This window comes from Pseudomonas sp. PVC-3-1 (assembly GCF_057444315.1).
This window is the reverse complement of record NZ_CM172023.1, coordinates 2992034-3015389: the sequence shown is the minus strand read 5'-3', so window position 1 is coordinate 3015389 and position 23356 is coordinate 2992034. Positions and strand designations below refer to the sequence as shown.

Below are 23356 nucleotides of genomic sequence, written 5' to 3'. Positions count from 1 at the left end.
TTAGACAAGAGGAAGCGAGGATGAAAGCGCCCCGCGTTACCCTGGATCAGTGGAGAACCCTGCAGGCCGTGGTCGATCACGGTGGCTTCGCCCAGGCGGCGGAAGCCCTGCACCGTTCGCAGTCGTCGATCAGCTATACCGTGGCGCGCATGCAAGAGCAGCTCGGCGTGCCGCTGCTGCGCATCGACGGGCGCAAGGCCGTGCTCACAGAGGCCGGCGAAGTGCTGCTGCGGCGCTCGCGGCAACTGGTGAAATCCGCCGGCCAGCTCGAAGAACTGGCCCATCACATGGAGCAGGGCTGGGAGCCGGAAGTGCGCCTGGTGGTCGATGCCGCTTACCCGACCGTGCGCCTGGTCCGTGCCCTCTCCGCCTTCATGCCGCAGAGCCGTGGTTGCCGCGTACTGCTGCGCGAAGAGGTGCTGTCGGGCGTGGAGGAAGCCCTAGTGCAAGGTCATGCCGATCTTGCCATCAGCGGCCTGAACATCCCCGGCCACCTCGGCGCCGATCTCTCCATCGTCGACTTCGTCGCGGTCGCCCATCCCGATCATCCGCTGCATCGCTTGCAGCGTGAGGTCACCCACCAGGATCTGGAAACCCAGATGCAGGTAGTGATCCGCGACTCCGGCCGCCTGCAGCCGCGCGATGTCGGCTGGCTCGGTGCCGAGCAGCGCTGGACAGTGGGCAGCCTGGCCACCGCCGCCACCTTCGTCAGCAATGGCCTGGGCTTCGCCTGGCTGCCGCGGCACATGATCGAGCGCGAATTGCGCGACGGGCAGCTCAAGCCGCTGCCGATGAAACAGGGCGGCGTGCGCGAGAGCCGCTTCTATCTTTACCCGAACAAGGAAAAGCCCCTGGGCCCGGCCACGCAGATCCTCGTGGAGTTGCTGACCACCTTTGCCAACGTGCCCCTCGACGCCCATTTCGCCGCCCCGGAAAGCCCGGCCTGAATAAAGGCCGTACGGAAAAGGAGCCCGTCATGCCGTTCTTCGACCACGCCGGTCATCGCCTGCACTATGAGGAAAGCGGATTCGGCACACCGGTTTTGCTGGTGCACGGGCTCGGCTCCAGCACCCGCGACTGGGAGTATCAGGTGCCGGAGCTGGAGAAGCACCATCGGGTAATCGCCCTCGATGTACGCGGCCACGGCCAGTCGGACAAACCCCGCCAGCGCTACAGCATCGCTGCCTTTGCCGAGGACGTGGTCGCCCTGCTCGACCACCTGAGCCTGGGCCGCGTGCACCTGGTAGGCATCAGCATGGGCGGCATGATCGGCTTCGAACTGGCCACGCGCTGGCCGGAACGGCTGAACAGCCTGACCATCGTCAACAGCGCCCCGGAAGTGAAACCGCGCAGCCTGCGCGAGCATCTCGAAGTCGCGCGCCGGCTGTTTCTCGCCCATGTACTGGGCCTGGATACAGTGGGCAAGGCGCTGGGCAAGATGCTCTTTCCCAAGCCCGAGCAGAGCGACCTGCGCCGCAAGATCCAGCAGCGCTGGCCGCAGAACGACAAACGCGCCTATCTTTCCAGCCTGCACGCCATCATCGGCTGGGGTGTGCAGGAACGCCTCGCGCGCATAACCTGTCCAACCCTGGTGATCAGCGCCGACCGCGACTACACCCCGGTTTCGCTCAAGCAAGCCTACGTCGGGCGCATGCCCAACGCGCGCCTGGTGGTGATCGAGGATTCGCGCCACGCCACGCCGCTGGACCAGCCGGAAAGATTCAATACCACCCTGCTCGGCTTCCTCGAGCAGGTCGACCATCCCTAGAACCTTCAGGAAACATCCGCCAAATGACCCTGTTCAAACGCTTCCTGCTCGCTGCCTGCTCCCTGGTCCTGGCCGGTTCGGCGCTCGCCGCCGACAGCAAGAACCCGCATGTACTGCTGTCCACCACCTCGGGCGAAATCGAAATCGAGCTGTACGCCGACAAGGCGCCGATTTCCGTGAAGAACTACCTGTCCTACGTCGATAGCGGCTTCTACAACGGAACCATCTTCCACCGCGTCATTCCCAACTTCATGATCCAGGGCGGCGGCTTCACCGAAGCCATGAAAGAGAAGGACACCCAGGCGCCGATCAAGAACGAGGCCGACAACGGCCTGCTCAACGAGCGCGGCACCTTGGCCATGGCACGCACCAGTGACGTGAACTCCGCCACCAGCCAGTTCTTCATCAACCTGACCGGCAACGACTTCCTCAACCACGGCGCCCGTGACTTCGGCTACGCGGTGTTCGGCAAGGTCGTGCGCGGCATGGGCGTGGTCGACCAGATCGCCGGCGTGAAGACCGGCAACCGCGGCATGTTCCAGGACGTACCGACCACCCCGGTGGTCATCCTCTCCGCCAAGCGTCTGTGATTGCGCGCAACCACGGCTGACGGAGGCCATTCAAGGCGGGCCCAGGACGGGCTCGCCGACACAACCCGAGACCCATCATGCTTTACCGTCGTTTCGAGCGTCTGATTGATCCCTTCCGCGACGTCCCCGAGCGCATGCCGCCCTCCGACGTCGTTCGCTTCTACGTCTACTACCTGCGCCAGGTCTGGCCGGTATTCCTCGCCCTGCTGTTCGTCGGGCTGATCGTCGCGCTGATCGAAGTCGCGCTGTTCAGCTACCTGGGGCGCATCGTCGACCTCGCCCAGGGCACCGCCCCCGCCGACTTCTTCAGCGTGCACGGCCGCGAGCTGATCTGGATGGCCGCCGTCGCGCTGATCCTGCGCCCGGTGTTCAACGGCCTGCACGACATGCTGGTGCACCAGAGCATCAACCCCAGCATGACCAACCTGATCCGCTGGCAGAACCATCGCTACGTGCTCAAGCAGAGCCTGGGCTTCTTCCAGAACGACTTCGCCGGGCGCATCGCCCAGCGCATCATGCAGACCGGCAACTCCCTGCGCGACTCCGCCGTGCAGGTGGTAGACGCCATCTGGCACGTGGTGATCTACACCGTCAGCGCCCTGGTGCTGTTCGCCGAAGCCGACTGGCGCCTGATGATCCCGCTGATCCTCTGGGTGATCGGCTACGTTGGCGCGCTGGGCTACTTCATCCCGCAGGTGAAGCACCGTTCCGTTGTCGCCTCCGACTCGCGCTCCAAGCTCATGGGCCGCATCGTCGACGGCTACACCAACATCACGACCCTCAAGCTGTTCGCCCACACGCGGCAGGAAGAGGACTACGCCCGCGAAGCCATCGACGACCAGACTCGCAAGGCCCAAAGCGCCGGCCGCGTGGTGACCTCGATGGACGTTACCATTACCGTCTTCAACGGCCTGCTGATCGCCGGCACCACCGGTCTTGCCCTGTGGCTGTGGACCCAGTCGCTGATCTCGGTCGGCGCCATCGCCCTGGCTACCGGCCTGGTCATCCGCATCAACAACATGTCCGGCTGGATCATGTGGGTGGTCGGCGGCATCTTCGAGAACGTCGGCCAGGTACAGGACGGCATGCAGACCATCGCCCTACCCCGCCAGGTCGTCGATGCCCCTGACGCCAAACCGCTGCTGGTGAGCCGTGGCGAAGTGCGCTTCGACCAGGTGGACTTCAGCTACGGCAAGGGCGGCGGCCTGATCAGCGGGCTGGACCTGACCGTGCGCCCCGGTGAGAAGATCGGCCTGGTCGGGCCCTCCGGCGCCGGCAAGTCCACGCTGGTGAACCTGCTGCTGCGCCTGTACGACCTGGAGGGCGGGCGCATCCTGATCGACAACCAGGACATTGCCCACGTGACCCAGGAAAGCCTGCGCGCGCAGATCGGCATGGTCACCCAGGACACCTCCCTGCTGCACCGTTCGATCCGCGACAACCTGCTCTACGGCCGCCCGGACGCCAGCGAGGCGGAGTTGCAGGATGCAATCCAGAAGGCGCGCGCCTCGGAGTTCATTCCGCAGTTGAGCGACGCCGAGGGCCGCTTCGGCCTCGACGCCCACGTCGGTGAGCGCGGCGTGAAACTCTCCGGCGGCCAGCGCCAGCGCATTGCGATTACCCGCGTGCTACTCAAGGATGCGCCGATCCTTATCCTCGACGAAGCCACTTCGGCGCTGGACTCGGAAGTGGAAGCGGCGATCCAGGAAAGCCTGGAAACCCTGATGCAGGGCAAGACAGTGATCGCCATCGCTCACCGCCTTTCCACCATCGCGCGCATGGATCGCCTGGTGGTACTGGAGCATGGCCGCGTGGTCGAGAGCGGTAGCCATGCGGAGTTGCTGGCCCATGGAGGGCTCTATGCGCGGTTGTGGCGGCACCAGACAGGCGGGTTCGTCGGAGTGGATTGACCCATTCAAGGGCTGAGAAATTGGCTCTCGTAGGAGCGGACTTCGTCCGCGATGGGTAGGCCTCGCTCCTTCAGATAGCTGGAGCGGGGGCGAAGCAATCGCGGACGAAGTCCGCTCCTACGAAAAGTCATCCCATAAAAAAGCCCGGCTCAAGGCCGGGCACGTCCAAATCCAGGACAGCTCAGTGTGTATCCAGAAGCGCCAGCGCCTCGCGGCTCAGGCGCTCGACGGCAGCCCAGTCGCTGCTGTCGATGGCAGCCTTGGGCAGCATCCAGCTGCCGCCCACGCACATCACGTTGGCCAGCCGGTAGTAGTCGTTGAGGTTGTCCGGGCCGACGCCGCCGGTGGGGCAGAAACGGATGTCCGGGAACGGCCCGCCGAAAGCCTTGAGCGCTTCCACGCCGCCGGCGACCTTCGCCGGGAACAGCTTGAAGCGACGCAGGCCATGGCGATAAGCGGCCATGATTTCCGACGCGGTGGCCACGCCCGGCAGCAGCGGTACAGGGCGCGTCACGGCATGCTGCAGCAGTTCCTCGGTGCAGCCGGGCGTGACGATGAACTTGGCACCCGCCTCTTCCGCCTGGCGGAAGGTCTCAGAATCGAGCACGGTACCGGCGCCAACGATCAGCTCCGGGCGCTGCTCGCTCAACTGGCGAATGGCGGTGAGGCCCAGCGAGGTCCGCAAGGTCACTTCCAGAACGGTGATGCCACCGGCTGCCAGAGCATCCGCCATGGGCAGGATGTCCGCCTCGCGGTCGATGGTGATCACCGGCAGGATGCGTGCACGCTGCGCCAGGGCATCGATCTGCTGGATGTGTTGTTCAGACATTGCGGTAACTCCGTGCCTCAGGGGCACCAATGGATCGAAAGTGGTGAACGCAGGAATGCATTGATCGGCATGCGCTGGTCATCGTTGTCGCTCAGCGCCTGGCTCAGAGTGGCCAACTTGGACTCGCCCTGGATGGCCAGGATCTGCACCCGCGCGCCCTGCAGCACCGCGCGGGTCAGGGTCAGGCGTTGATGCGGCACGGTCGGCGCCCACATCGGCAGGCAACGGCGCGTGCCGTCAGGGTCGAGCGCCTCGACCAGGTTGGTGCTTCCGGGGAACAGAGAGGCCGTGTGGCCGTCATCGCCCATGCCCAGCACCAGTACGTCGATTGGCAGCATCAGCTCGTGCAGGTAGCGGTCGGCCTTGTCGGCCGCCTCTTCCAGGCTGGCTGCCGGTTGGTAGATGCCAATGAACTGCGCCTTGGCCGCTGCCCCCTTGAACAGGTGGCGACGCAGGAGGCCGGCATTGCTGTCCGGGTGGGACTCGGGCACCCAGCGTTCGTCGGCGAGACTGACGACCATTTTCGACCAATCCAGCACCGCACCGCTCAGGGCCTCGAGGAAGGCCACCGGGCTGCGTCCACCGGACACCACCAGCAACGCGCGCCCACGCTCGATCAATGCCTCGCGCAGGCTATCGGCTACCGCTTCGGCCAGGCCGCGAGACTGCTCGGCGGCGTTGTTCCAGGTCTTCCAGGCCATGCCTTCTTTCAGAGTCGGTTCAAAGATCGCCATACCAGTCCCTCCCGTCGCGTGCGATCAGGGCAACCGAGGCCTGCGGACCCCAGCTTCCGGCCGGATAGGGCTTGGGCTCCTCGCCCAGGCGCCCCCAGCCGTCGATCAGGCCGTCACACCACTTCCAGGCGGCCTCGATCTCATCCTTGCGGACGAACAGGTTCTGGTTGCCTTGCGTGACTTCCAGCAACAGTCGCTCGTAGGCATCCGGCGTCCGGGCGGTCTGGAAGGTTTCGGAGAAATTCAGCTGCAGCGGGCCGGTGCGCAGTTGCATGCCCTTGCCCAGACCCTGGTCCTTGGTCATCACCTGCAGGGAAATACCCTCATCCGGTTGCAGGCGGATGATCAGCCGGTTGCTGATCAGCGAGCGCTGCTCCGGAGCAAAGATGTAGTGCGGCGGTTCCTTGAAGTGGATGACGATCTGCGAATGCTTCTGCGGCATGCGCTTGCCGGTACGCAGGTAGAACGGCACCCCGGACCAGCGCCAGTTGCGGATATCCACGCGCAGGGCGACAAAGGTCTCGGCATCGCTGTTGGGGTTGGCGTTTTCCTCGGCGAGGTAGCCCGGCACGGCCTTGCCATCGATGTAGCCGGCGGTGTACTGGCCACGCACTACGCGGGTCGCCAGCTGCTCGGGGGCGATGGGTTCCAGCGCGCGCAACACCTTCACCTTCTCGTCGCGGATGCTGTCGGCGGTAAGGTCCGCCGGCGGGTCCATGGCGATCAGGCAGAGCAGTTGCAACAGGTGGTTCTGCACCATGTCGCGCAGTTGGCCGGCCTTGTCGAAGTAACCCCAGCGGCCTTCGATGCCGACCTTCTCGGCCACGGTGATCTCCACGTGGGAGATGTGATTCTGGTTCCACTGGGTCTCGAACAGGCTATTGGCGAAGCGCAGCGCGATGAGGTTCTGCACCGTCTCCTTGCCCAGGTAATGGTCGATCCGGTAGATGCGGTTTTCCGGGAAGAAGCGCGCCACCGCATCGTTCACCGCGCGGGATGATTCGAGGTCGTGGCCGATGGGTTTCTCCAGGACCACCCGCGTGCGCTCGGCGAGGCCGGCAGCAGCAAGGTTCTCGCAGATGCCGCCGAATACCGAGGCGGCGGTGGCGAAGTAGGCGACCAGGGTTTTCTCGTCACCCACCAGTTCGGCCAGCACCTGGTAGGAGCCGGCGTCGAGGAAATCCATGCTCAGGTGATGCAGGCGCGCCTGGAAGCGGGACCACACTGCCTCGTCCCACTCCTTCGCCGGTACGGCCTGACGCAGGCGGCGCTCGATGGTCGCCAGCGGAGCCTCGGTGGCGCCGTCATCGCGTGCCAGGGCGAGAATGCGGGTATCGCGGTGCAGCAGGTCTTCACGGTCGAGCTGATAGAGCGCCGGCAGCAGCTTGCGCAGGGCGAGATCACCCAGGGCGCCGAACAGCGCGAGGGTGCAGGGCAGAACGCGGACTTCAGGCATTTGTTGTTACCAACCAAATTTTGAACGATAGTTAGCCTTCCACGCCAACATTAAGGCAAATATGTAGTAATTAAACAACATATTTTTGCCGTTTCGCGCCGCTGTTGGTCGCCTGCCGGCCTGACGTTAGGATAGCGCCGCTGACCGTAACCAACCGGTCAACCGTCGATTGCCCAAGGAGCACGGATGAAAAACCTGCTGGAGCAGATCCAGAGCCGTCTGGAAGAGCTGAACAAGGCCGAGCGCAAGGTCGCCGAGGTGATCCTGCGCGATCCGCAGCAGGCCACGCGCTTCAGCATCGCCGCGCTGGCCCAGGCATCCAGCGTCAGCGAGCCGACGGTGAACCGTTTCTGCCGCTCCTTCGGCATGAGCGGCTATCCGGAACTGAAGATTCAGCTGGCGCAGAGCCTGGCCAGCGGTGCGGCCTTCGTGACCCAGGCGGTGGCCGCCGACGACGGCCCCGAGGCCTACACCCGGAAAATTTTCAGCAGCACCATCGCCTCGCTGGACAGCGCCCACAAGCAGCTCGACCCGAAGGTGATCGACCGTGCCGTCGACCTGCTGATCCAGGCCCGGCAAATCCACTTTTTCGGCCTCGGCGCCTCCAGCTCGGTAGCGCTCGACGCGCAGCACAAGTTCTTCCGCTTCAATCTCGCCGTGTCGGCGCAAAGCGACGTACTGATGCAGCGGATGATCGCCTCGGTGGCGCACACCGGCGACCTGTTCGTGGTGATTTCCTATACCGGGCGCACCCGCGAGCTGGTGGACGTGGCGCACCTGGCGCGGCAGAACGGCGCCTCGGTGCTCGGCCTGACTGCCGCCGACTCGCCGCTGGCCCGCGCCAGCACGCTGAGCCTGGACATACCGCTGCCCGAAGACACCGACATCTACATGCCGATGACCTCGCGGATCATTCAGCTCACCGTACTCGACGTGCTCGCCACCGGCGTGACCCTGCGCCGTGGCGTGGACTTCCAGCCACACCTGCGCAAGATCAAGGAGAGCCTGGTGCCGACGCGCTACCAACTCGACCAGGAAGATTAACGGCGACGCCGCCCTCTTCTCAGGAAGAAGCCCGCTCCTGCAAACGCGCACGGCACCATCACCTGCTGTAGGAGCGAGCTTGCTCGCGAATAAGTTCGCCGGCAGTTCCACAGCCCGGCGGGTTCGCGAGCAAGCTCGCTCCTACAGAGAACGGCTCGGGTTGCTGTCAGTCGTCCGCGCTCGGATCGAGCCCTGGGAACAGCACTTCGGTAAAACCGAACTTGCTGAAATCAGTGATGCGCGACGGGTACAGGCGGCCGATCAGGTGGTCGCACTCGTGCTGCACCACCCGCGCATGGAAGCCTTCCACGGTACGGTCGATAGGCTGCCCCTGCGGATCGACGCCCTGGTAGCGGATGCGCTGGTAACGATTCACCGCGCCGCGCAGGCCCGGCACCGACAGGCAGCCTTCCCAGCCCTCCTCCAACTCGTCACCTATGGGCGTGATCACCGGGTTGAGCAGGATGGTCGGCGGAACCGCCGGCGCATCCGGGTAGCGCTCGCTACGCTCGAAGCCGAATATCACCAGTTGCAGGTCGACGCCGATCTGCGGCGCAGCCAGGCCGACGCCGCCAACGTGGTGCATGGTCTCGAACATGTCGTCGATCAGCTCCTGCAACTCGTTGCTGCCGATCATCGACTCGGGCACTGGCGGGGCAATGCGCAGCAGGCGCTCGTCGCCCATCTTGAGAATCTCGCGGATCATCTCGGCCTCGTTCGCCGTTGTGTGAAAGCGGCATGCTTCCAATGAGAGCTGCATCCTCGGCCCCTGCAACCGGTCTGGCAAGCCCGCGACCGCCGGGCAGCGCCCCGGAAGCCGCAGCACCGCAGTGATAGACTGATCGACGACGACAACCATCGAACGACGGATATTTGCCGAATTTCACGGTAGATGGCGGTCGAACCCTGGGGGCGCTTTCATTCCGGGGGCGGGAGGTTCGTCATGAACAGGCATTACTACATCAGCGACAACCTGGACGACCTGGAACAGGTCGAGCAGGAGCTTTCCGAAAGCGGCATCGGCATCGAACAGATGCACGTGCTCAGCGACAGCGATGCGGAGCTGGAAGAACACCGCCTCCACGAAGTGCCCTCGATGATGAAGAAGGACGTGGTGCACTGGGGCAAGATCGGCCTGATGATCGGCGCCGCGCTGGCGGTGCTGGTACTGGTGGTCGGCTACCTGAGCGGCTGGACGCAAACGGCGGCCGGCTGGATTCCCGTGGTGTTCCTTGCCGCGGTACTGCTGGGCTTCAGTCTATGGGAAAGCAGCTTCTTCGGTCTGCAGCGCCCCAGCGGCGACGTGCGCCGCTTCCAGGACAACCTGCAGGAAGGCCGCCACGTGTTCTTCGTCGACGTGAAGCCCGAGCAGGAACCGGTGCTGGACATGGTGGTGCGCCATCACCCGCGCCTGGAAATCGCCGGCTTCGGCAGCGCCATGCCGGCCTGGTGGCTGTCCATCGAGCAGGCCTGGAATCGCTTCCGCCACATGATGTAGCGGCGCCTCTGCACGATCAGCGCCGCCAGCTCTCCCATCCGTGACTCCAGTCAGCGGCAGGTGCGTTGCGTGCCTGTCACTCGCCCCGCCAGCGGCGCGCCGGGCGTTGACTCATGTCATGCATCACCCCGCGCGAGCGTCTGAAACTTCCTACTGAACGCTCAACGAGCCGTTCTGCGACCTGCATCGGCAGATCGATGCGCGGACTTTCCCCGTATCACCTGGCTGTATCTCCTGCCGCCCGCTACGGTCCATCTACCCTTCAAGCTACTTGCCTCGAGGAGGAGCAATGGCTACCCCGGCTCAGGTCACCGTCCACTCGACTGCCGGCCTCGACCGCCAGCAATACCGCATCCGCCTGAGCTACAGCGTGGAGAACGCCGCTAGCCGCGATGCGCTGGTGAAGTTCGAACTGGAGGGGGAAATCGACGGCCAACCATTCAAGGACGGCTTCGACCTGCCCGGCGATCTCGCCTTCAATTTCGCCGGCAGCGCCACGCGCATCCTGCGGCGCCACGGCCTGCGGGCGTGCCGCGGGCCGGTACTGCGCTTTCGCAAGGAACATGACCGGGTATTCGACGACCTGCGTCGCCAGCTGAAGGCCGAGCCAGGCACACCGGTGGACCTGCAACGCATGGGTTCACTGGCCCCGGCCGAGCCTCGTTGCGCGGTGGCCGAGTCCATCGTCCGCGGTCGCGGCTAGCCTCAGGCCAGTTCGATACGGTCGTCGTGAATGACGATCAGGCCCTGCTTGAACAGGCCGCCGATGGCCTTCTTGAAGTTGCCCTTGCTGACGCCGAACTGCTGCGCGATCAGCTCCGGCGGACTCTTGTCGCTGATCGCCAGCGTGCCGCCGGCATCGCGCAGAGCCTGGAGGATCTTCTCGCTCAGGGCATCAGAGAGCCCCGCGCCGGCCGGTTGCAGGCTCAGGCTGATCTTGCCGTCGGCGCGCATTTCCTTGATGTAGCCCTTCTCACGCAGGCCGCCACGCAGGAACTTGAACGCTTCGTTCTTGTGGATCAGCCCCCAGTGCTTGCCTTCGATGATCGCCTTGTAGCCCAGGTCGGTGCGTTCGACGACCAGCAGGTCGACTTCCTGGCCGGCCTTGTAATTCGCCGGGGTGTTGTCCAGGTAGCGGTCCAGACGCGCGGTGGCGGTGATGCGGCGGCTGCGCTCGTCGAGGTAGACGTAGACCACGCAGTAATCGCCGACCTGCAGCGGGCGTTTCTCTTCCGAGTGCGGCAGCAGCAGGTCCTTGGGCAGCCCCCAGTCGAGGAACAGACCGATGCGGTTGACCTCCACCACCTTCAGGCTGGCGAAGCCGCCGACCTGCACCTTGGGCTTCTGGGTGGTGGCGATCAGGCGGTCTTCGCTGTCCAGGTAGATGAACACGTTGAGCCAGTCACCCACTTCGGTGGGTTCGTTCTTCGGCACGTAGCGCTTGGGCAGCAGGATTTCGCCGTGGCTCTCGCCATCCAGGTAGAGACCGAAATCGGTGTGCTTGGCCACCTGCAACGAATTGAACCGACCTATGACTGCCATGACGCTTACCTCGTGAACGGGGCGGGCATTCTACGCGCATTGGCGCCAGGATGCGCCTTCAGCCGCCGAACGCCGCAGGATTGTAGGAGCGAGCTTGCTCGCGAACTCACACCGTCGGCTCCGGTATCAAACGGTTCGCGAGCAAGCTCGCTCCTACAGGTTCTGTTCCGCCTGGCCGAACTGGAGCTCGGCCAGGCGTGCATACAAGGGACTGCTGACCACCAGTTCGGCGTGCCGCCCCAGCGCCACCAGGCGACCATGCTCGATCACCGCGATGCGGTCGGCATTGAGTACCGTGGCCAGGCGATGGGCGATCACCAGGGTGGTGCGATCACGCATCAGCCCCGGTAGCGCCTGCTGGATCAAGTGTTCGCTCTCGGCATCCAGCGCGCTGGTAGCTTCGTCGAGCAACAGGATAGGCGCATCCACCAGCAGCGCACGGGCGATCGCCAGTCGTTGGCGCTGGCCACCGGACAACCCCATGCCGCTCTCGCCCAGGTGCGTCTGGTAGCCCTGCGGCAGGCGCAGGATGAACTCGTGGGCATGGGCGGCGCGCGCGGCGGCCTCGACTTCCGCATCGCTGGCGCCGGGGCGGCCGTAGCGGATGTTCTCCTCCACCGTGCCGAAGAACAGCGCCGGGTTCTGCGACACCAGCGCGAAGCTGCGGCGCAGGTCCGCCGGATCGAGTTGGGCGATGGGCTGGCCGTCGATCAGGATGCGCCCCTGCTGCGGGTCGTAGAAGCGCAGCAACAGGTCGAACAGGGTGGACTTGCCGGCGCCCGACGGGCCGACCAGCGCCAGGGTCTCGCCCGGCTCCACGCGCAGGTCGATACCGTCGATGGCCCACTGCTCCGGGCGCGAGGGGTAGGCAAATCGCACGCCCTGCAGGTCGATGCTGCCGACGATACGTTCGGGCAGGCGCAGCAAGTCGCTGGCCGGCGCGTGGATTTCACTGCGCGCGCGCAACAGCTCGGCGATGCGCTCGGCGGCACCGGCCGCGCGCTGCAATTCGCCGATCACTTCACTGAGGGTGCCGAAGGCCATGCCGACAATCAGGCTGTAGAACACGAAAGCCGCCAGGTCGCCGGGGCTGATGCGTCCGGCGATCACGTCCATGCCGCCGACCCAGAGCATCACGCCGACGGCGCCGAGCACCAGCAGGATCACCACGCTGACCAGCCAGGAGCGCTGCATGATGCGCTTGCGCGCGGTATCGAAGGCGTCTTCCACCGTGCGGCCAAATCGCGCTCGATCCTGCGCCTGGTGGTTGTAGGCCTGCACCGTCTTGATCTGCCCGAGGGATTCGCCGACGTAGCTGCCGACGTCCGCCACGCGGTCCTGGCTGAGCCGCGACAGGCTGCGCACGCGGCGGCCGAACAGCAGGATCGGTGCGATCACCAATGGCAGCGAGGCGACCACGATGCTGGTCAGCTTGGCGTTGGTGAAGAACATCAGAATCACTCCACCCAGCAGCATCAGCACGTTGCGCAGCGCCATGGACAGCGAAGAGCCGATCACCGACTGTAGCAGCGTGGTGTCGGCGGTCAGCCGCGACTGGATTTCCGAGGCGCGGTTGTTCTCGTAGAAACCAGGGTGCAGCTCGATCAGGTGGTCGAACACGCGCTGGCGGATGTCAGCGACGAAGCGTTCGCCGATCCACGACACCAGGTAGAAGCGCACGAAGGTCCCCACCGCCAGGCACAGCACCAGGGCGAAGAAGATGCCGATGGCACGGGTGAGCAGCTGTTCGGACTGGGTGATGAAGCCCTGGTCCACCAGCAGGCGGATGCCCTGCCCCAGTGACAGGGTGATGGCAGCGGTGAACAGCAGCGCCAGCAAGGCGCCAAGGGCACGCCAGCGGTACGGTGCGAGGAACGAGCGGGCCAGGCGCAGGGCATTGCGCTGGCGGGACGACAACAGGGACATGGCGGGCTCTGAACGGCCGAAATGGGCAGAGGGTAGCACCGCCGCAGGACGCCACGCCAAGGACGATTCAGGCAGCCGAATGGGACCGTTCGTTCCATAACCGCCCCGAAAGGTGCTCGTTTGATGTACAATGGGCGGCCAATTTGCGCAGACAGGTATGGCAGATATGACTACCAAGCCCTCCACCCGCCAGAAAGCCGCCCCCAAAGCTCCCGCCGCGACCGCGACCAGCGAAGCTCTGGAAGCCCAGATCGCCGCCTTCCTGAACTCCGGCGGTGAGATCCAGCAGATCGCCAAGGGCGTGACTGGTCAGAACTACGGCGCACCGAGCCGCCATATCAGCCTCGGCAAGAAGTAATATCTCGCAGGCAAGCCTGCCGGCTCCCGGCAGGCTGCCCGCCTCCTCCGCACCACCTGTCCCGCACTGCTCCCGCCCCCGCTTTACACCAAAACCTCCGCAAATCCGCTGTTCCTGTGTTGCCGCCCACCTTGCACTCGGGCAGAGTCCGCCGATAGTTAGGACTTGGCCAATCCCAGCCACTCGCAAGGAGCACCCCATGCTGCCCTCTCCGGAAAAGCTACTGTCGCGCAACCTGCTCGATGTACTGATCCGCGCCGGTCTGATCCTGTTGCTGGCCGTATTCTGCTTCCGCATCTTCCATCCCTTCCTCGACCTGATGCTCTGGTCGGTGATCCTCGCCATCACCCTCTACCCGATGCACCAATTGCTCAGCGGCTGGCTGGGCGAGCGCCCGAACAGCGCCGCCAGCCTGATCGTGGTGCTGGGCCTGGTGATCCTGCTGGTGCCGGTGGTAGTGATCGGGTTGTCCATGGCCGATTCGGTACGCGACCTGGTGCACGCCATTCAGAACCGTACCCTGCAGATCCCGCTGCCACCGGACTCGGTGCAGAACTGGCCGGTGATCGGGCAGTACGTCTATCCCTTCTGGCAGCGCGTGGCCACTGACTTCATGGGCGTGGCACACCAACTGGCGCCACACCTGCAGGGCGTGGCGAAGAAAGTCGCAGGGCAGGCGGCAGGCGTGGGCATGGGGCTGATGCAGTTCCTCGCCGCCTTCATCATCGCCGGAATCATCATGGCCTACGGCAAGCTTGGCAGCCGCACCGCCTGCGACATTGCCATCCGCATCTCCGGGCCGGACCGTGGTCCGGGCCTGGCCCAGCTGTGCACCGGCACCATCCGTGCGGTCGCCCAAGGCGTGGTGGGCGTTGCCTTCATCCAGACGTTGATCCTCGGCCTGGGCTTCATCGTCATGGGCATTCCCGGCGCCGGCCTGCTGGCCCTGGGCGTACTGCTGCTGGGCATCACCCAACTGCCGGTGGTACTGATCACCTTGCCGGCGATCGCCTACGTGTTCATGACCAACGACTCGCTGCTGGTGTCCATCCTGTTCACTGTCTGGACCGTCGCCGGTGGCCTCTCCGACAACGTGCTCAAGCCGCTGATGTTCGGCCGCGGCAGCAAGGTGCCGATGGCGGTGATCCTGATCGGCGCCCTCGGCGGCATGCTCAGCAACGGCATCATCGGCCTGTTCGTCGGCCCGGTGGTGCTGGCCTTGGGTTACGAACTGTTCATGTCCTGGGTGCACGAACGCGAGGCGCCCGTGGCGCCGCCGGTCGAACCGACTCCCTAGCCTGGTCTCCCGCCCGCGGCGCGGTCCGCGGACATTCACCCCGCAACGGAATGCATACGATGTCCAAACGCTGCTCCCTCACTGCCGCCCTGCTCACCGCCGGCCTGCTGCTCTCCCCGCTGGCCTTCGCCGAAGACGCTGCCATCGTCTGGCCAGCCGCGGTCAACGCCGCCGACCAGCAGCGCCTGACGACCCTCGACGGCGAGGTCAAGCGCCTGCTCGACCAGCTCCAGCAGAGCGAAGACGAGACCACCCGCAACGAAGCGCTGAACCTCTACCGCATCGTGCTGGAAGATCCCGAACCACTGGCCGACACGGCCCTGACCGGCGACTGGAAATGCCGCTCGGTGCAGATCGAAACGGAAGCGCTGTACGGTTACCCGAACTTCAAGTGCTCGGTGCGGCAAACGCCCAAGGGCCTGTTCCTGGAGAAGACCAGTGGCTCGCAGCGAATCAGCGGCTATCTGCAGCGCCTGGACGACAAGCAGTTGGTCTTTGTCGGCGGTGCCTCGGTGAACGACGATCCGCAGGTCGGCTACAGCGGCCTGGAGCAGGCAGCGGCGCGCGAGACCGACGTGGTCGGCGTGGTACGCAATTCGTACGACGGCTTCGTGCTGCTGGTGCCGGAACAGCTGGGAGGCTACAACCTGTTCCGCTTCACCCGCTGAGGCAAGCGCTCAAAGCAGCGCCACCATCTCCTTGAGCGTCACCGCCCAGGTGCCCTTCGCATTGAGGTAGCGATAGCCGAAGCGCGAGCCGTTGGCCAGGGTGGTGAGCACCGCGTTCCACGCCAGTCCGCGCTGCAGGTCGTGAGCCGGATCAAGGAGGAAAAAGGCGTCGTCGCTCATGCCCACCGCCAGGCACCAGTGGCGGATATCGCTGTCCTTGCGGCCGTGGAAGCCCAGCACCACCGGGATGTTCTCGTCCAGATGGCGCCGGGTCAGTTCCACCATCCGTGTACCGTTGCCGCGCTCGACGCGGTATTCCTTGTCGCTGATGACCTTCAGCAGTTCCAGCAGGTCGGCGCCCGTGGTGCCGACGCGCACCAGAGTCTCGTGCTCGTTCAGCGCCTCCATCAACCGCCCGTAGCGGGTCCGCGAATCCACCGGCGCCAGCCCCTTGGCCTGGCGCCGCGCCAACTGGTTGCGGGCGAGCATGGCCATCACCAGGCAGTAGGGCCCGCAGGCACCGTCCATGTCGCCCTGGCGCAGGTGCACCTTCTCGCCGCGCCGATTGATCAGGCCACCGGTGCCGCGCTCGTCCAGGTCCCAGCCCAGGCCGTCGATCAGGGTGATCCGCATCGCTCTTCCTCGTTGCTTGGTCTGAGGTTGTGACCGGACACCGCGCGGATCATTCCGCCGGCTTGCAGTTACAATGGACGTTTTCCCCTGCCTGGTTACCCGAAATGTCCGAAGCCATCCGTCTGTCCAAGCGCCTCGCCGAGCTGCTGCCCTGTTCGCGCCGCGACGCCGAGCTGTACATCGAAGGTGGCTGGGTCACGGTGGACGGCCAGCGCGTGGAGGAACCGCAGTTCAAGGTCGACACCCAGCGCATCGAACTGCTGCCGGGCGCCTCTCCCGACCCGATCCCGCCGGTGACCATCCTCGTGCACAAACCTGTCGGCCTGGGCAGCGGCAACGGCGCCAACTCCGCCCAGCAACTGCTGACGCCGGACAAGCGCTGGAGCGAGGACAACCTGCAGCAGCGCCTGCTGCGCAAGCACTTCGGCCACCAGTTCAACACCACCGTACTGGAAACCGATGCCAGCGGCCTGCTGGTCTACACCCAGAGCCGCGGCGTGCAGCGCCGGCTGGTGGACGAGGCGGACAACATCGAGCACGAATACGTGGTCGAGGTCAGCGGGCAAATAGCCGACAACGGTTTGAAACGCCTGTGCCGTGGCATGGTCATCGACGGCCGCGAGCTGCCGCCGCTGAAGGTCAGCTGGCAGAGTGAGAACCGCCTGCGCTTTGCCGGCAAGCAGTTCCGCCCCGGCCAGATAGCCGCCATGTGCCGTGCAGTCGGCCTGCACGCCGTGTCGATCCGTCGCCTGCGCCTGGGCGGCGTGGCCATGGGCAAGTTGCCCGTCGGCCAATGGCGCTTCCTGCAGCCCGGTGAGAAGTTCTGACCTGGGTTCGGTAGCAGGGGTTATTGCAGCCCTTCTCCGATAGTCCGTGCCTGGGCTCCCCTCTCCCTGAAGGGAAAGGGGGCCGTTCGAAGTTGCCGGCCCACCCGGTGTTCCGCCCGACGCCGCTTAGTCCTCTTTCCCTTCGAAGCGGGTCCCGCAGCCAGGTTCAGGAAGAGGGCCGGCCCCGCGCAGAAATTCATGTAGGAGCGAGCTTGCTCGCGAACAAGCCCCTGCTCCGATGCCAGTTCGCGAGCAAGGACCAGGCGTCCCCCTCGATCCTACGAAAAGCCCAACCGCTCTGCCACGCGGCTTCCCGCCGTTATCGATAACGTCGATAGTCACCAGTCGACGCATTCAGTTCTCTTGATAGTCCGCGCGCGGCATCTTTGCCCCATCAACTCGCTGGCAGGAGATTCGCCGGCCCCGCAGTCGGGCCGCAGGGGCGAACAAGCTACTCGCGAGACGCCCCCAACGGATCGTCAAGAGGACACCACCATGCAAGTCATTCTCGATTTCCTGCTGCTCGTTGGCTCCCTGGTAGAGCTGCTGCTGTACGTCGCGCTGGCCAGCGTCGTGCTCGCCACCACGCTGCTTGCAGGTGGCATCGCCGTACTGACCCTGCGCTCGCCAGGCTCCGCCGTGGTGATCCCCGACCGTCGCCCCTCGGTCAGCCGCCAGCCGCGCCCGGCGGTGAAACACCAACTGGCACGGCCGGTACTGGTCGCCGTAGCGAACGAACCGATCCTGGCGAAGACCGCGTGAATCAGTCCTCGATCCGCTTGGAATAGTGCCCGAGCGCGGCCCCCAGGTCGCGCTCAAGCTCTGCGTCCTGCTGCCCACCGTTGTCCATCATCCAGCGCACCCGCTCCAGCGTTTCCGGCGCCGACATGTCACCGACGAAGCGTTGCGATTCCTCCACCAGCGCTGCCTGATCCGCTGCCGTCACCTGCTCCACCACCACCTTGACATGGGCGATGCCCGCCGCCGGGAAGGCCGCCATGCGTCGCGCCAGTGTCTCGCAAAACCCTTCAAGCTCCGCATCCGCCAGCGCGCGATTGATCCAGCCGTAGCGCTCCGCCGTATCCGCATCGAAATCCTCGCCGCCCAGGCAGACTTCCAGCGCCCTGCCCCGCCCCAGCATTTGGGCCAGACGCACCGTGCCGCCCGCACCGGGTAACAGGCCGACTGCCACTTCCGGCTGGCCGAGCAGTGCGCGCTCGCGTGAGGCGAAGCGCATATCCAGCGCGAGGAGGAATTCGCTGCCGGCGCCCCGCGCACGGCCGCGCAGCTCGCCGATGGTCACCTGCGGTAGCCGGCTGAAGCGACTGAACAGCGCGCTGAGCGGGCTGGCCATGCCGGCGGGCAGCTTCATCGGCGGCGCGTCCAGCTGGCTACCAAGGTCGTAATGGGCGAGGAAGAAGTCCGGGTTGGCGCTGCGGAACAGCACCACACGGGTATCGCTGTCGCGCTCCAGTTCATCGGCCAGGTGCAGCAGGTCAATGACCATGGCGCGGTCGACCAGGTTGATCGGCGGGTGAGCGAAGCTCACCACGGCAACGCCGTCGCGGTCTTCACGGGTGAAAGTGCGGTAGTCGCTCATCACTGGGGCCTCCGTTGCGAAGGCCCGAGGATGCGCCGGGGCGCGAGCTGCGCCCCAGCACTATCGATGCGCGGAATGGCCCGTCAGTGGTGGCCGATGCCCTGGTCTTCCAGATGGTCCGCCTCGAACAGGGTCTCCAGCTCCTTGCGGGCCTCGCGGGCGGTCTGGATCACTGCGGTCTCGTCGTCGTAGACACGGTACTGGGCCATCAGCACCGCTTCGTCGTGGCGCTTGAAGCGGCGGATGCGCGCGGCGACCTGCTCCTCGTTGAGGCCCAGGCCGGTGAGCAGCAGGCGGCTCATCTCCAGGCTCGAGTGGAAGGTCTCGCGCACCGGCGTCGCGTCAGCGTCCAGCAGGTGGTAGACGTGCTGGCGGTTTCGCGCCCGGCCGATGACCTTCAGGTGCGGGTAGAGCTTGCGCACCAGGCGCGCGGTCTCGATGTTGGTCTGCGGATCGTCCGTGGCGACGACGAAGAACTCGGCCTTTTCCACCTGGGCGGCACGGAGGATTTCCGGGCGCAGCGGGTCGCCATAGAAGATCGGGATATTGCCGTAGCTGCGGGTCAGTTCGATGGTGTCCACCGAGGTATCCAGCGCAACGAAGGGCACGCCCTGGGCGCGCATGATACGGGCAACCACCTGGCCCATCCGGCCCATGCCGGCGATCACCACGCGCGGTGCGTCGTCCGGGAGCTGGCGGTATTCCGGCGGCGGCTCACGCAGTACAGCAGGCTTGGGCTTGATGCTGCGCGCCAGGGCCAGCACCAGCAGCGGCGTCATCGCCATGGACAGAGTGATGCACAGCACCAGCAGCGAGTGCAGCTTGCCGTCCATCAGCCCCTGGGCCAGGGCGAGCTTGAACACCACGAAGGCGAACTCGCCGCCGGCCCCCAGCAGCACACCCAGGCGGATCGCCGAGACCTTGTCCAGGCCGCCGGCCAGACGGCCGATGAGGAACAGTAACGGCAGCTTGATACCCACCAGCAGCAGGGTCAGGCCGAGTACCACGAACGGCTCGCTCTTGAGCAGGCCGAGGTCGGCGCTCATGCCCACGCTGATGAAGAACAGGCCGAGCAGCAGGCCCTTGAAGGGTTCGATCTGCGCTTCCAGCTCGTGGCGGTATTCCGAGTCCGCCAGCAGCAGGCCGGCGAGGAAGGCGCCCAGGCCCATGGACACACCGGCCCACTCCATCAGCCAGGCAGTGCCCACCACCACCAGCAGCGCTGTGGCGGTGGACAGGTCAGCCTGGCCAGTGCGGGCCACCGAGCGGAACACCGGGCGCAGCAGGAAGCGCCCGCCGATGACCACGACGGCGATGCTGCCGACCACTTCCATGACGTGGGCCAGATCGCCACCGGGCGCGGCCGAGTCGGCGCGCGCGCCCAGCAAGGGAATCATGGCGATCAGCGGGATTGCGGCGATGTCCTGGAACAGCAGGATGGCGAAACCCAGGCGGCCGTATGGGCTGTTCAGCTCCTTGCGCTCGGCGAGAATCTGCAGGCCGAAGGCGGTGGACGACAGCGCCAGGCCGCCGCCCAGCACGACCGAGGTGTTCACCGGCATATCGAAGGCCAGCACCGCGACGCTGCCAATGGCCAGCGCGGTGAGCAGCACCTGCGCCAGGCCGACGCCGAACACCTGCTTGCGCATGACCCACAGGCGCTTGGGCGAGAGCTCCAGGCCAATGATGAAGAGCAGCAGCACCACCCCCAGCTCGGACAGGCTGGCGACGCTTTCGGGATTGTCGATCAGCCCCAGCAGCGACGGGCCGATGAACACCCCGGCGAGCAGGTAGCCGAGCACCGCGCCCAGCTGCAGGCGCTTGGCCAGCGGCACCATGAATACCGCCGCGAGCAGGAAGACCACTGCCGACTGCAGGTAATTCGTCCCATGTTCCATCTATCAAGACTCCTTGGAAGGGTTGGGGCGAAGCAAAGATCCACCCACGTCGTTCATCTCACACGTCCAGCGCCACGCCCTCGGCCAGCAGGTGCCGCTGGAACTGCCCGGCCAGGGCGTCCACCTGGTTCCAGGGCTGCTCGTAGCGCTCTTCCAGCGCCACATGGCTACTGGCACGCACGCGAGCGTCGAGCCCGCAGTTCTCGTAGAACGCATTCACCGCGGCAACCATCGGCTCGCGCTGGTTCTCCATCAGGATGGCGCCGTGGGCCAGCACCACGTAGCGCCCGTCGCTGGGCCGGCGGCGCCAGCGCTGGGCGGTGCCCACCAGCTTGCGACCGCCCAGGTTGACGTTGTAGCGGCCATCACAGAAGGCACCCTCCACTTCTCCCAGGCCCGGATCGAGGCCGAGGGCGGCCAGCCAGTCGCAGAGCGGCTGGCACAGGCGAAGGTAGGCGGTCTCGATGCGCGTCTGCTCGTTGTCGCCCGGTGGGATGGCATAGACCAGCGCGACGTTGAGCACCCCGGCGGACTGCGGCACCGGCTCACCGCCAGTATCGCGCAGGGCAATCGGCCAGCCGAGCCCGGCGCAGGCCGCTTCGGCAGCAGGGAAGCCGTCCAGGCGGCTCAGTCGCCGGGGCATCACCAGCGACTGCTCCAGCGGGCTCCAGAACAGCAGGCCGCTGTCGCGTTCACCGGCGAAGGTGGCATCGAGCAGCGCGCGCTCGGCGTCCAGGCCCTGCTGCGCCGACAGTCGTTGCACTTTATTCATGAAGGCGTCCTGGGATTCATGACAGCGTCCTTGGAAGAACGGGGTTGCGGACTATGCCCGCCGAGGGCTTATCCGACAATGTTCCAGGCCAATTTACTGCCTGGATCAGAAATTTCAGCGTAGCGACCTGTGACAGCCCGCGCGTGCAGCCGGGTCACGTCGCGTCTGATCGCCACGACAGCAAGGCGGTGGCTGACTATTCTGCAAATGCCCGGCACTTTGCGCAGGAGGCCAGAGACCGTGTCCAGGACGTTGCTCCAGCGTCTGTACCACGCCATTGCCGTCAACGACGCGCTGGCGCTGCCCATTGCCCGGGAAAACCTGCGACGCCTGTACTTTTCCGCCTTGCTGGCGGTGCCCTTCGACCTGATTCACATCCTGGTCTTCCGCCTCAACCTGCAGGGCTCCAGCCCCGAATACGACGGCTGGCGGCTGGACATCATCCGAGTCCACGCCGTGGTCGCGGTGCTATTCAGCCTTCTCGGTCTCCTCGCATGGCTGGCCTCGCCGCCGCGCCGCAGCATGCCATTGTGGTACATGCAACTACTCACAATGCTGGGCAGCGCCCTGGTCCTGGGGTTCGGCATCGCCATCACCGGCGCCGACCAGCAGGTAACCAGCAGCATCACGCCCTTCCTCATGGCCTCGGTGGCCACCGCCCTGCTCATCCTGCTGCGCCCGAGCCTCGCCGTCATCCTCTATATCCTCGCCCTGGCCGCCTTCGAGCTGACCATGGCGCTGACCCAGGCCAGCCCGCAATTGCGCCTGTCGAACCAGATGGGCGGGTTGACCATCTGCGGCATCGGCCTGGTGCTGTCATTCATCCTCTGGCATGGCCATGTGCGCAACCTGCGCCAACGCGAGTTCCTCCGCCAGCAACGGCTGGAGCTGGAGGAAAAGAACCGCCAGCTGGAATACCTCGCCGGCCACGATCCCCTGACAGGTTTGTTCAATCGCCGCCAGTTCGACCAGCTGGTGGGTATGGAGCTTTCGCGCGCCGCCCGCCAGCCTGCCCCGATCAGCCTGCTCATGGTGGACCTGGATCATTTCAAGTTCATCAACGACCGCTACGGCCACCCGCTGGGCGACGAAGTCATCCGCCACACCGCCACCCTGCTGCGCAACTACACCCGCACCGGCGATAGCGTGGCGCGCCTGGGCGGCGAGGAATTCCTGCTGCTGTTGCCCGATACCTCCCAGCCCCAGGCACGGGTGATTGCCGAGAAGGTGCGTCGGCTACTGGAGGAAACCCCACTGCCGATGAAGGATGGCCTGCTCTACCTCACCGCAAGCTTCGGCATCGCCTGCCTGGAGGCTGGCGTGCCGGGCACCTACGAGGGGCTCTACGCAGCGGCGGACAAGGCGCTGTACAGGGCCAAGGCGAGCGGGCGCAATCGGGTGGAAGTGATTGAGCTGGGAACGGAGATGGGGACGTTCGATTGAACGCAGCCAGAGAGTCCCTGTAGGAACGAGCTTGCTCGCGAACCGCTTGACGCTGGCACCACCGGAGAGCCCGTTCGCGAGCAAGCTCGCTCCTAGAAAGCTGGCAAACAGCTCGCGAATAGCGATATCGGCGCGTTACTGCGCGTACTTGCGGGTAAGCCCCGGCGGAACGCCGCTGCTGTCGGTTTCAGTCCAGGGACCTTGCGGGCCGACGCCCCAGTACCAGCCGTTTTCCCAGTGGTAGTAGGTGCGCTGGCGGTAGTACAGGTCCTTCTGCCCCTGGATCACATAGACGCCGAGACTGGCGTCCCAGCGGCCCTTGCCGCCAGGCGGCGGGGCGAACTGGGTCGGGCGCTTGGCGGCCGGCGCAGCGCTGGGTTGCGGGGTGATGGGCGAGCTGGAGGTCTTCGCCGGCGGGATCGGCTTGCTCGGCTGCGAAGGCGGCGGCGTATGCTCGGGCGGTTGCTCCGGCTGTTGTGGCTGCACCACGCAACCACTCAGTACCAGCATGGCGCCCAGCGCCAACACTCTGCCCTTCATCGCTCAACCCTCTCTTGTCGTGA

The 23356-nt window shown here is 65.6% G+C and carries 24 protein-coding genes; 13 read left to right on the top strand and 11 right to left on the bottom strand.

Annotated elements, in window-relative coordinates; translation table 11 throughout:
- The first annotated feature begins 20 nt into the window (after positions 1-20).
- The 4 genes from AC2T4A_RS14180 to AC2T4A_RS14165 all read left to right on the top strand — a co-directional run bounded on the left by AC2T4A_RS14180 (position 21) and on the right by AC2T4A_RS14165 (position 4268).
- On the top strand, positions 21-947 hold the full coding sequence (locus AC2T4A_RS14180) for a PA3225 family LysR-type transcriptional regulator (RefSeq protein ID WP_236198533.1): 927 nt from the start codon (positions 21-23) through the stop codon (positions 945-947).
- A gap of 29 nt (positions 948-976) precedes the next feature.
- A complete protein-coding gene (locus tag AC2T4A_RS14175; protein ID WP_416745075.1) occupies positions 977-1768 on the top strand; it encodes an alpha/beta fold hydrolase in 792 nt (263 codons plus the stop codon).
- 29 nt (positions 1769-1797) lie between these two features.
- Positions 1798-2358: a peptidylprolyl isomerase gene (locus AC2T4A_RS14170; RefSeq protein WP_416745632.1), complete on the top strand. Its 561-nt coding sequence runs from the start codon at positions 1798-1800 to the stop codon at positions 2356-2358.
- A gap of 77 nt (positions 2359-2435) precedes the next feature.
- On the top strand, positions 2436-4268 hold the full coding sequence (locus AC2T4A_RS14165) for an ABC transporter ATP-binding protein (protein ID WP_416745076.1): 1833 nt from the start codon (positions 2436-2438) through the stop codon (positions 4266-4268).
- Between the two features lie 181 nt (positions 4269-4449).
- Here AC2T4A_RS14165 and AC2T4A_RS14160 read toward each other — a convergent pair whose 3' ends face one another.
- From AC2T4A_RS14160 to zwf, 3 genes are read right to left on the bottom strand one after another with little or no spacing between them, the layout of a single operon-like run.
- A complete protein-coding gene (locus AC2T4A_RS14160) occupies positions 4450-5097 on the bottom strand; it encodes a bifunctional 4-hydroxy-2-oxoglutarate aldolase/2-dehydro-3-deoxy-phosphogluconate aldolase (RefSeq protein ID WP_478377495.1) in 648 nt (215 codons plus the stop codon).
- Positions 5098-5114: 17 nt separating this feature from the next.
- Entirely contained in the window at positions 5115-5831 is a 717-nt protein-coding gene (gene pgl, locus AC2T4A_RS14155; protein WP_486743554.1) for a 6-phosphogluconolactonase, read from the bottom strand.
- Positions 5818-7287, bottom strand: a complete 1470-nt coding sequence (zwf, locus tag AC2T4A_RS14150) for a glucose-6-phosphate dehydrogenase (RefSeq protein WP_416745079.1) — start codon at positions 7285-7287, stop codon at positions 5818-5820. The genes pgl and zwf overlap by 14 nt, the downstream gene beginning before the upstream one ends.
- Before the next feature lie 186 nt (positions 7288-7473).
- Between zwf and AC2T4A_RS14145 the strand changes: the two genes are divergently transcribed.
- Entirely contained in the window at positions 7474-8331 is an 858-nt protein-coding gene (locus tag AC2T4A_RS14145) for a MurR/RpiR family transcriptional regulator (RefSeq protein ID WP_416745080.1), read from the top strand.
- Positions 8332-8497: 166 nt separating this feature from the next.
- Here AC2T4A_RS14145 and def read toward each other — a convergent pair whose 3' ends face one another.
- Complete coding sequence (def, locus tag AC2T4A_RS14140) at positions 8498-9037, bottom strand: peptide deformylase (protein WP_478377494.1); 540 nt, start codon at positions 9035-9037, stop codon at positions 8498-8500.
- A 237-nt stretch (positions 9038-9274) separates the two neighbouring features.
- Here def and AC2T4A_RS14135 point away from each other — a divergent pair, with 237 nt between their 5' ends.
- Both AC2T4A_RS14135 and AC2T4A_RS14130 read left to right on the top strand, forming a co-directional pair.
- Positions 9275-9829, top strand: coding sequence for a magnesium transporter (locus AC2T4A_RS14135; RefSeq protein WP_138520576.1), 555 nt, complete (start codon positions 9275-9277; stop codon positions 9827-9829).
- 289 nt (positions 9830-10118) lie between these two features.
- Positions 10119-10532: a DUF5064 family protein gene (locus AC2T4A_RS14130; RefSeq protein ID WP_416745083.1), complete on the top strand. Its 414-nt coding sequence runs from the start codon at positions 10119-10121 to the stop codon at positions 10530-10532.
- A 2-nt stretch (positions 10533-10534) separates the two neighbouring features.
- Here AC2T4A_RS14130 and AC2T4A_RS14125 read toward each other — a convergent pair whose 3' ends face one another.
- Entirely contained in the window at positions 10535-11371 is an 837-nt protein-coding gene (locus AC2T4A_RS14125; protein ID WP_416745084.1) for a CvfB family protein, read from the bottom strand.
- 153 nt (positions 11372-11524) lie between these two features.
- The gene (locus AC2T4A_RS14120; RefSeq protein ID WP_486743553.1) at positions 11525-13297 is read right to left on the bottom strand and encodes an ABC transporter transmembrane domain-containing protein; all 1773 of its coding nucleotides are present in this window, start codon (positions 13295-13297) and stop codon (positions 11525-11527) included.
- Positions 13298-13454: 157 nt separating this feature from the next.
- On the opposite strand from AC2T4A_RS14120, the gene AC2T4A_RS14115 reads away from it, so the two are divergent.
- The 3 genes from AC2T4A_RS14115 to AC2T4A_RS14105 all read left to right on the top strand — a co-directional run bounded on the left by AC2T4A_RS14115 (position 13455) and on the right by AC2T4A_RS14105 (position 15620).
- Positions 13455-13655: a hypothetical protein gene (locus AC2T4A_RS14115; protein WP_024765957.1), complete on the top strand. Its 201-nt coding sequence runs from the start codon at positions 13455-13457 to the stop codon at positions 13653-13655.
- 199 nt (positions 13656-13854) lie between these two features.
- Positions 13855-14952, top strand: a complete 1098-nt coding sequence (locus tag AC2T4A_RS14110; protein ID WP_416745086.1) for an AI-2E family transporter — start codon at positions 13855-13857, stop codon at positions 14950-14952.
- Positions 14953-15011: 59 nt separating this feature from the next.
- On the top strand, positions 15012-15620 hold the full coding sequence (locus tag AC2T4A_RS14105) for a DUF4893 domain-containing protein (protein WP_486743552.1): 609 nt from the start codon (positions 15012-15014) through the stop codon (positions 15618-15620).
- Positions 15621-15629: 9 nt separating this feature from the next.
- Here the strand turns inward: AC2T4A_RS14105 and AC2T4A_RS14100 are convergent, their stop codons facing one another.
- Positions 15630-16253, bottom strand: a complete 624-nt coding sequence (locus AC2T4A_RS14100) for a hypothetical protein (RefSeq protein WP_486743551.1) — start codon at positions 16251-16253, stop codon at positions 15630-15632.
- 104 nt (positions 16254-16357) lie between these two features.
- On the opposite strand from AC2T4A_RS14100, the gene AC2T4A_RS14095 reads away from it, so the two are divergent.
- Positions 16358-17080: an RNA pseudouridine synthase gene (locus AC2T4A_RS14095; protein WP_486743550.1), complete on the top strand. Its 723-nt coding sequence runs from the start codon at positions 16358-16360 to the stop codon at positions 17078-17080.
- Between the two features lie 495 nt (positions 17081-17575).
- The gene (locus tag AC2T4A_RS14090; RefSeq protein WP_138215053.1) at positions 17576-17842 is read left to right on the top strand and encodes a hypothetical protein; all 267 of its coding nucleotides are present in this window, start codon (positions 17576-17578) and stop codon (positions 17840-17842) included.
- Position 17843: 1 nt separating this feature from the next.
- Here AC2T4A_RS14090 and AC2T4A_RS14085 read toward each other — a convergent pair whose 3' ends face one another.
- The 3 genes from AC2T4A_RS14085 to AC2T4A_RS14075 all read right to left on the bottom strand — a co-directional run bounded on the left by AC2T4A_RS14085 (position 17844) and on the right by AC2T4A_RS14075 (position 21350).
- Positions 17844-18680, bottom strand: a complete 837-nt coding sequence (locus AC2T4A_RS14085; RefSeq protein ID WP_486743549.1) for an enoyl-CoA hydratase/isomerase family protein — start codon at positions 18678-18680, stop codon at positions 17844-17846.
- An 83-nt stretch (positions 18681-18763) separates the two neighbouring features.
- Entirely contained in the window at positions 18764-20578 is a 1815-nt protein-coding gene (locus AC2T4A_RS14080) for a monovalent cation:proton antiporter-2 (CPA2) family protein (RefSeq protein WP_416745091.1), read from the bottom strand.
- Positions 20579-20636: 58 nt separating this feature from the next.
- Positions 20637-21350, bottom strand: a complete 714-nt coding sequence (locus AC2T4A_RS14075; protein ID WP_416745092.1) for a lipoate--protein ligase family protein — start codon at positions 21348-21350, stop codon at positions 20637-20639.
- A 240-nt stretch (positions 21351-21590) separates the two neighbouring features.
- Here AC2T4A_RS14075 and AC2T4A_RS14070 point away from each other — a divergent pair, with 240 nt between their 5' ends.
- Positions 21591-22793, top strand: coding sequence for a GGDEF domain-containing protein (locus AC2T4A_RS14070; protein WP_486743548.1), 1203 nt, complete (start codon positions 21591-21593; stop codon positions 22791-22793).
- A 135-nt stretch (positions 22794-22928) separates the two neighbouring features.
- Here AC2T4A_RS14070 and AC2T4A_RS14065 read toward each other — a convergent pair whose 3' ends face one another.
- Positions 22929-23333: a hypothetical protein gene (locus tag AC2T4A_RS14065; protein WP_416745094.1), complete on the bottom strand. Its 405-nt coding sequence runs from the start codon at positions 23331-23333 to the stop codon at positions 22929-22931.
- Positions 23334-23356: the final 23 nt, after the last annotated feature.

Excerpts from the sequence above, each read along its gene's own strand:
- AC2T4A_RS14180 (WP_236198533.1), top strand. The coding sequence starts at position 21 with ATGAAAGCGCCCCGCGTTACCCTGGATCAGTGGAGAACCCTGCAGGCC.
- AC2T4A_RS14175 (WP_416745075.1), top strand. The coding sequence starts at position 977 with ATGCCGTTCTTCGACCACGCCGGTCATCGCCTGCACTATGAGGAAAGC.
- AC2T4A_RS14165 (WP_416745076.1), top strand. The coding sequence starts at position 2,436 with ATGCTTTACCGTCGTTTCGAGCGTCTGATTGATCCCTTCCGCGACGTC.
- AC2T4A_RS14160 (WP_478377495.1), bottom strand. The coding sequence starts at position 5,097 with ATGTCTGAACAACACATCCAGCAGATCGATGCCCTGGCGCAGCGTGCA.
- pgl (WP_486743554.1), bottom strand. The coding sequence starts at position 5,831 with ATGGCGATCTTTGAACCGACTCTGAAAGAAGGCATGGCCTGGAAGACC.
- zwf (WP_416745079.1), bottom strand. The coding sequence starts at position 7,287 with ATGCCTGAAGTCCGCGTTCTGCCCTGCACCCTCGCGCTGTTCGGCGCC.
- AC2T4A_RS14145 (WP_416745080.1), top strand. The coding sequence starts at position 7,474 with ATGAAAAACCTGCTGGAGCAGATCCAGAGCCGTCTGGAAGAGCTGAAC.
- def (WP_478377494.1), bottom strand. The coding sequence starts at position 9,037 with ATGATCCGCGAGATTCTCAAGATGGGCGACGAGCGCCTGCTGCGCATT.
- AC2T4A_RS14135 (WP_138520576.1), top strand. The coding sequence starts at position 9,275 with ATGAACAGGCATTACTACATCAGCGACAACCTGGACGACCTGGAACAG.
- AC2T4A_RS14130 (WP_416745083.1), top strand. The coding sequence starts at position 10,119 with ATGGCTACCCCGGCTCAGGTCACCGTCCACTCGACTGCCGGCCTCGAC.
- AC2T4A_RS14125 (WP_416745084.1), bottom strand. The coding sequence starts at position 11,371 with ATGGCAGTCATAGGTCGGTTCAATTCGTTGCAGGTGGCCAAGCACACC.
- AC2T4A_RS14120 (WP_486743553.1), bottom strand. The coding sequence starts at position 13,297 with ATGTCCCTGTTGTCGTCCCGCCAGCGCAATGCCCTGCGCCTGGCCCGC.
- AC2T4A_RS14115 (WP_024765957.1), top strand. The coding sequence starts at position 13,455 with ATGGCAGATATGACTACCAAGCCCTCCACCCGCCAGAAAGCCGCCCCC.
- AC2T4A_RS14110 (WP_416745086.1), top strand. The coding sequence starts at position 13,855 with ATGCTGCCCTCTCCGGAAAAGCTACTGTCGCGCAACCTGCTCGATGTA.
- AC2T4A_RS14105 (WP_486743552.1), top strand. The coding sequence starts at position 15,012 with ATGTCCAAACGCTGCTCCCTCACTGCCGCCCTGCTCACCGCCGGCCTG.
- AC2T4A_RS14100 (WP_486743551.1), bottom strand. The coding sequence starts at position 16,253 with ATGCGGATCACCCTGATCGACGGCCTGGGCTGGGACCTGGACGAGCGC.
- AC2T4A_RS14095 (WP_486743550.1), top strand. The coding sequence starts at position 16,358 with ATGTCCGAAGCCATCCGTCTGTCCAAGCGCCTCGCCGAGCTGCTGCCC.
- AC2T4A_RS14090 (WP_138215053.1), top strand. The coding sequence starts at position 17,576 with ATGCAAGTCATTCTCGATTTCCTGCTGCTCGTTGGCTCCCTGGTAGAG.
- AC2T4A_RS14085 (WP_486743549.1), bottom strand. The coding sequence starts at position 18,680 with ATGAGCGACTACCGCACTTTCACCCGTGAAGACCGCGACGGCGTTGCC.
- AC2T4A_RS14080 (WP_416745091.1), bottom strand. The coding sequence starts at position 20,578 with ATGGAACATGGGACGAATTACCTGCAGTCGGCAGTGGTCTTCCTGCTC.
- AC2T4A_RS14075 (WP_416745092.1), bottom strand. The coding sequence starts at position 21,350 with ATGAATAAAGTGCAACGACTGTCGGCGCAGCAGGGCCTGGACGCCGAG.
- AC2T4A_RS14065 (WP_416745094.1), bottom strand. The coding sequence starts at position 23,333 with ATGAAGGGCAGAGTGTTGGCGCTGGGCGCCATGCTGGTACTGAGTGGT.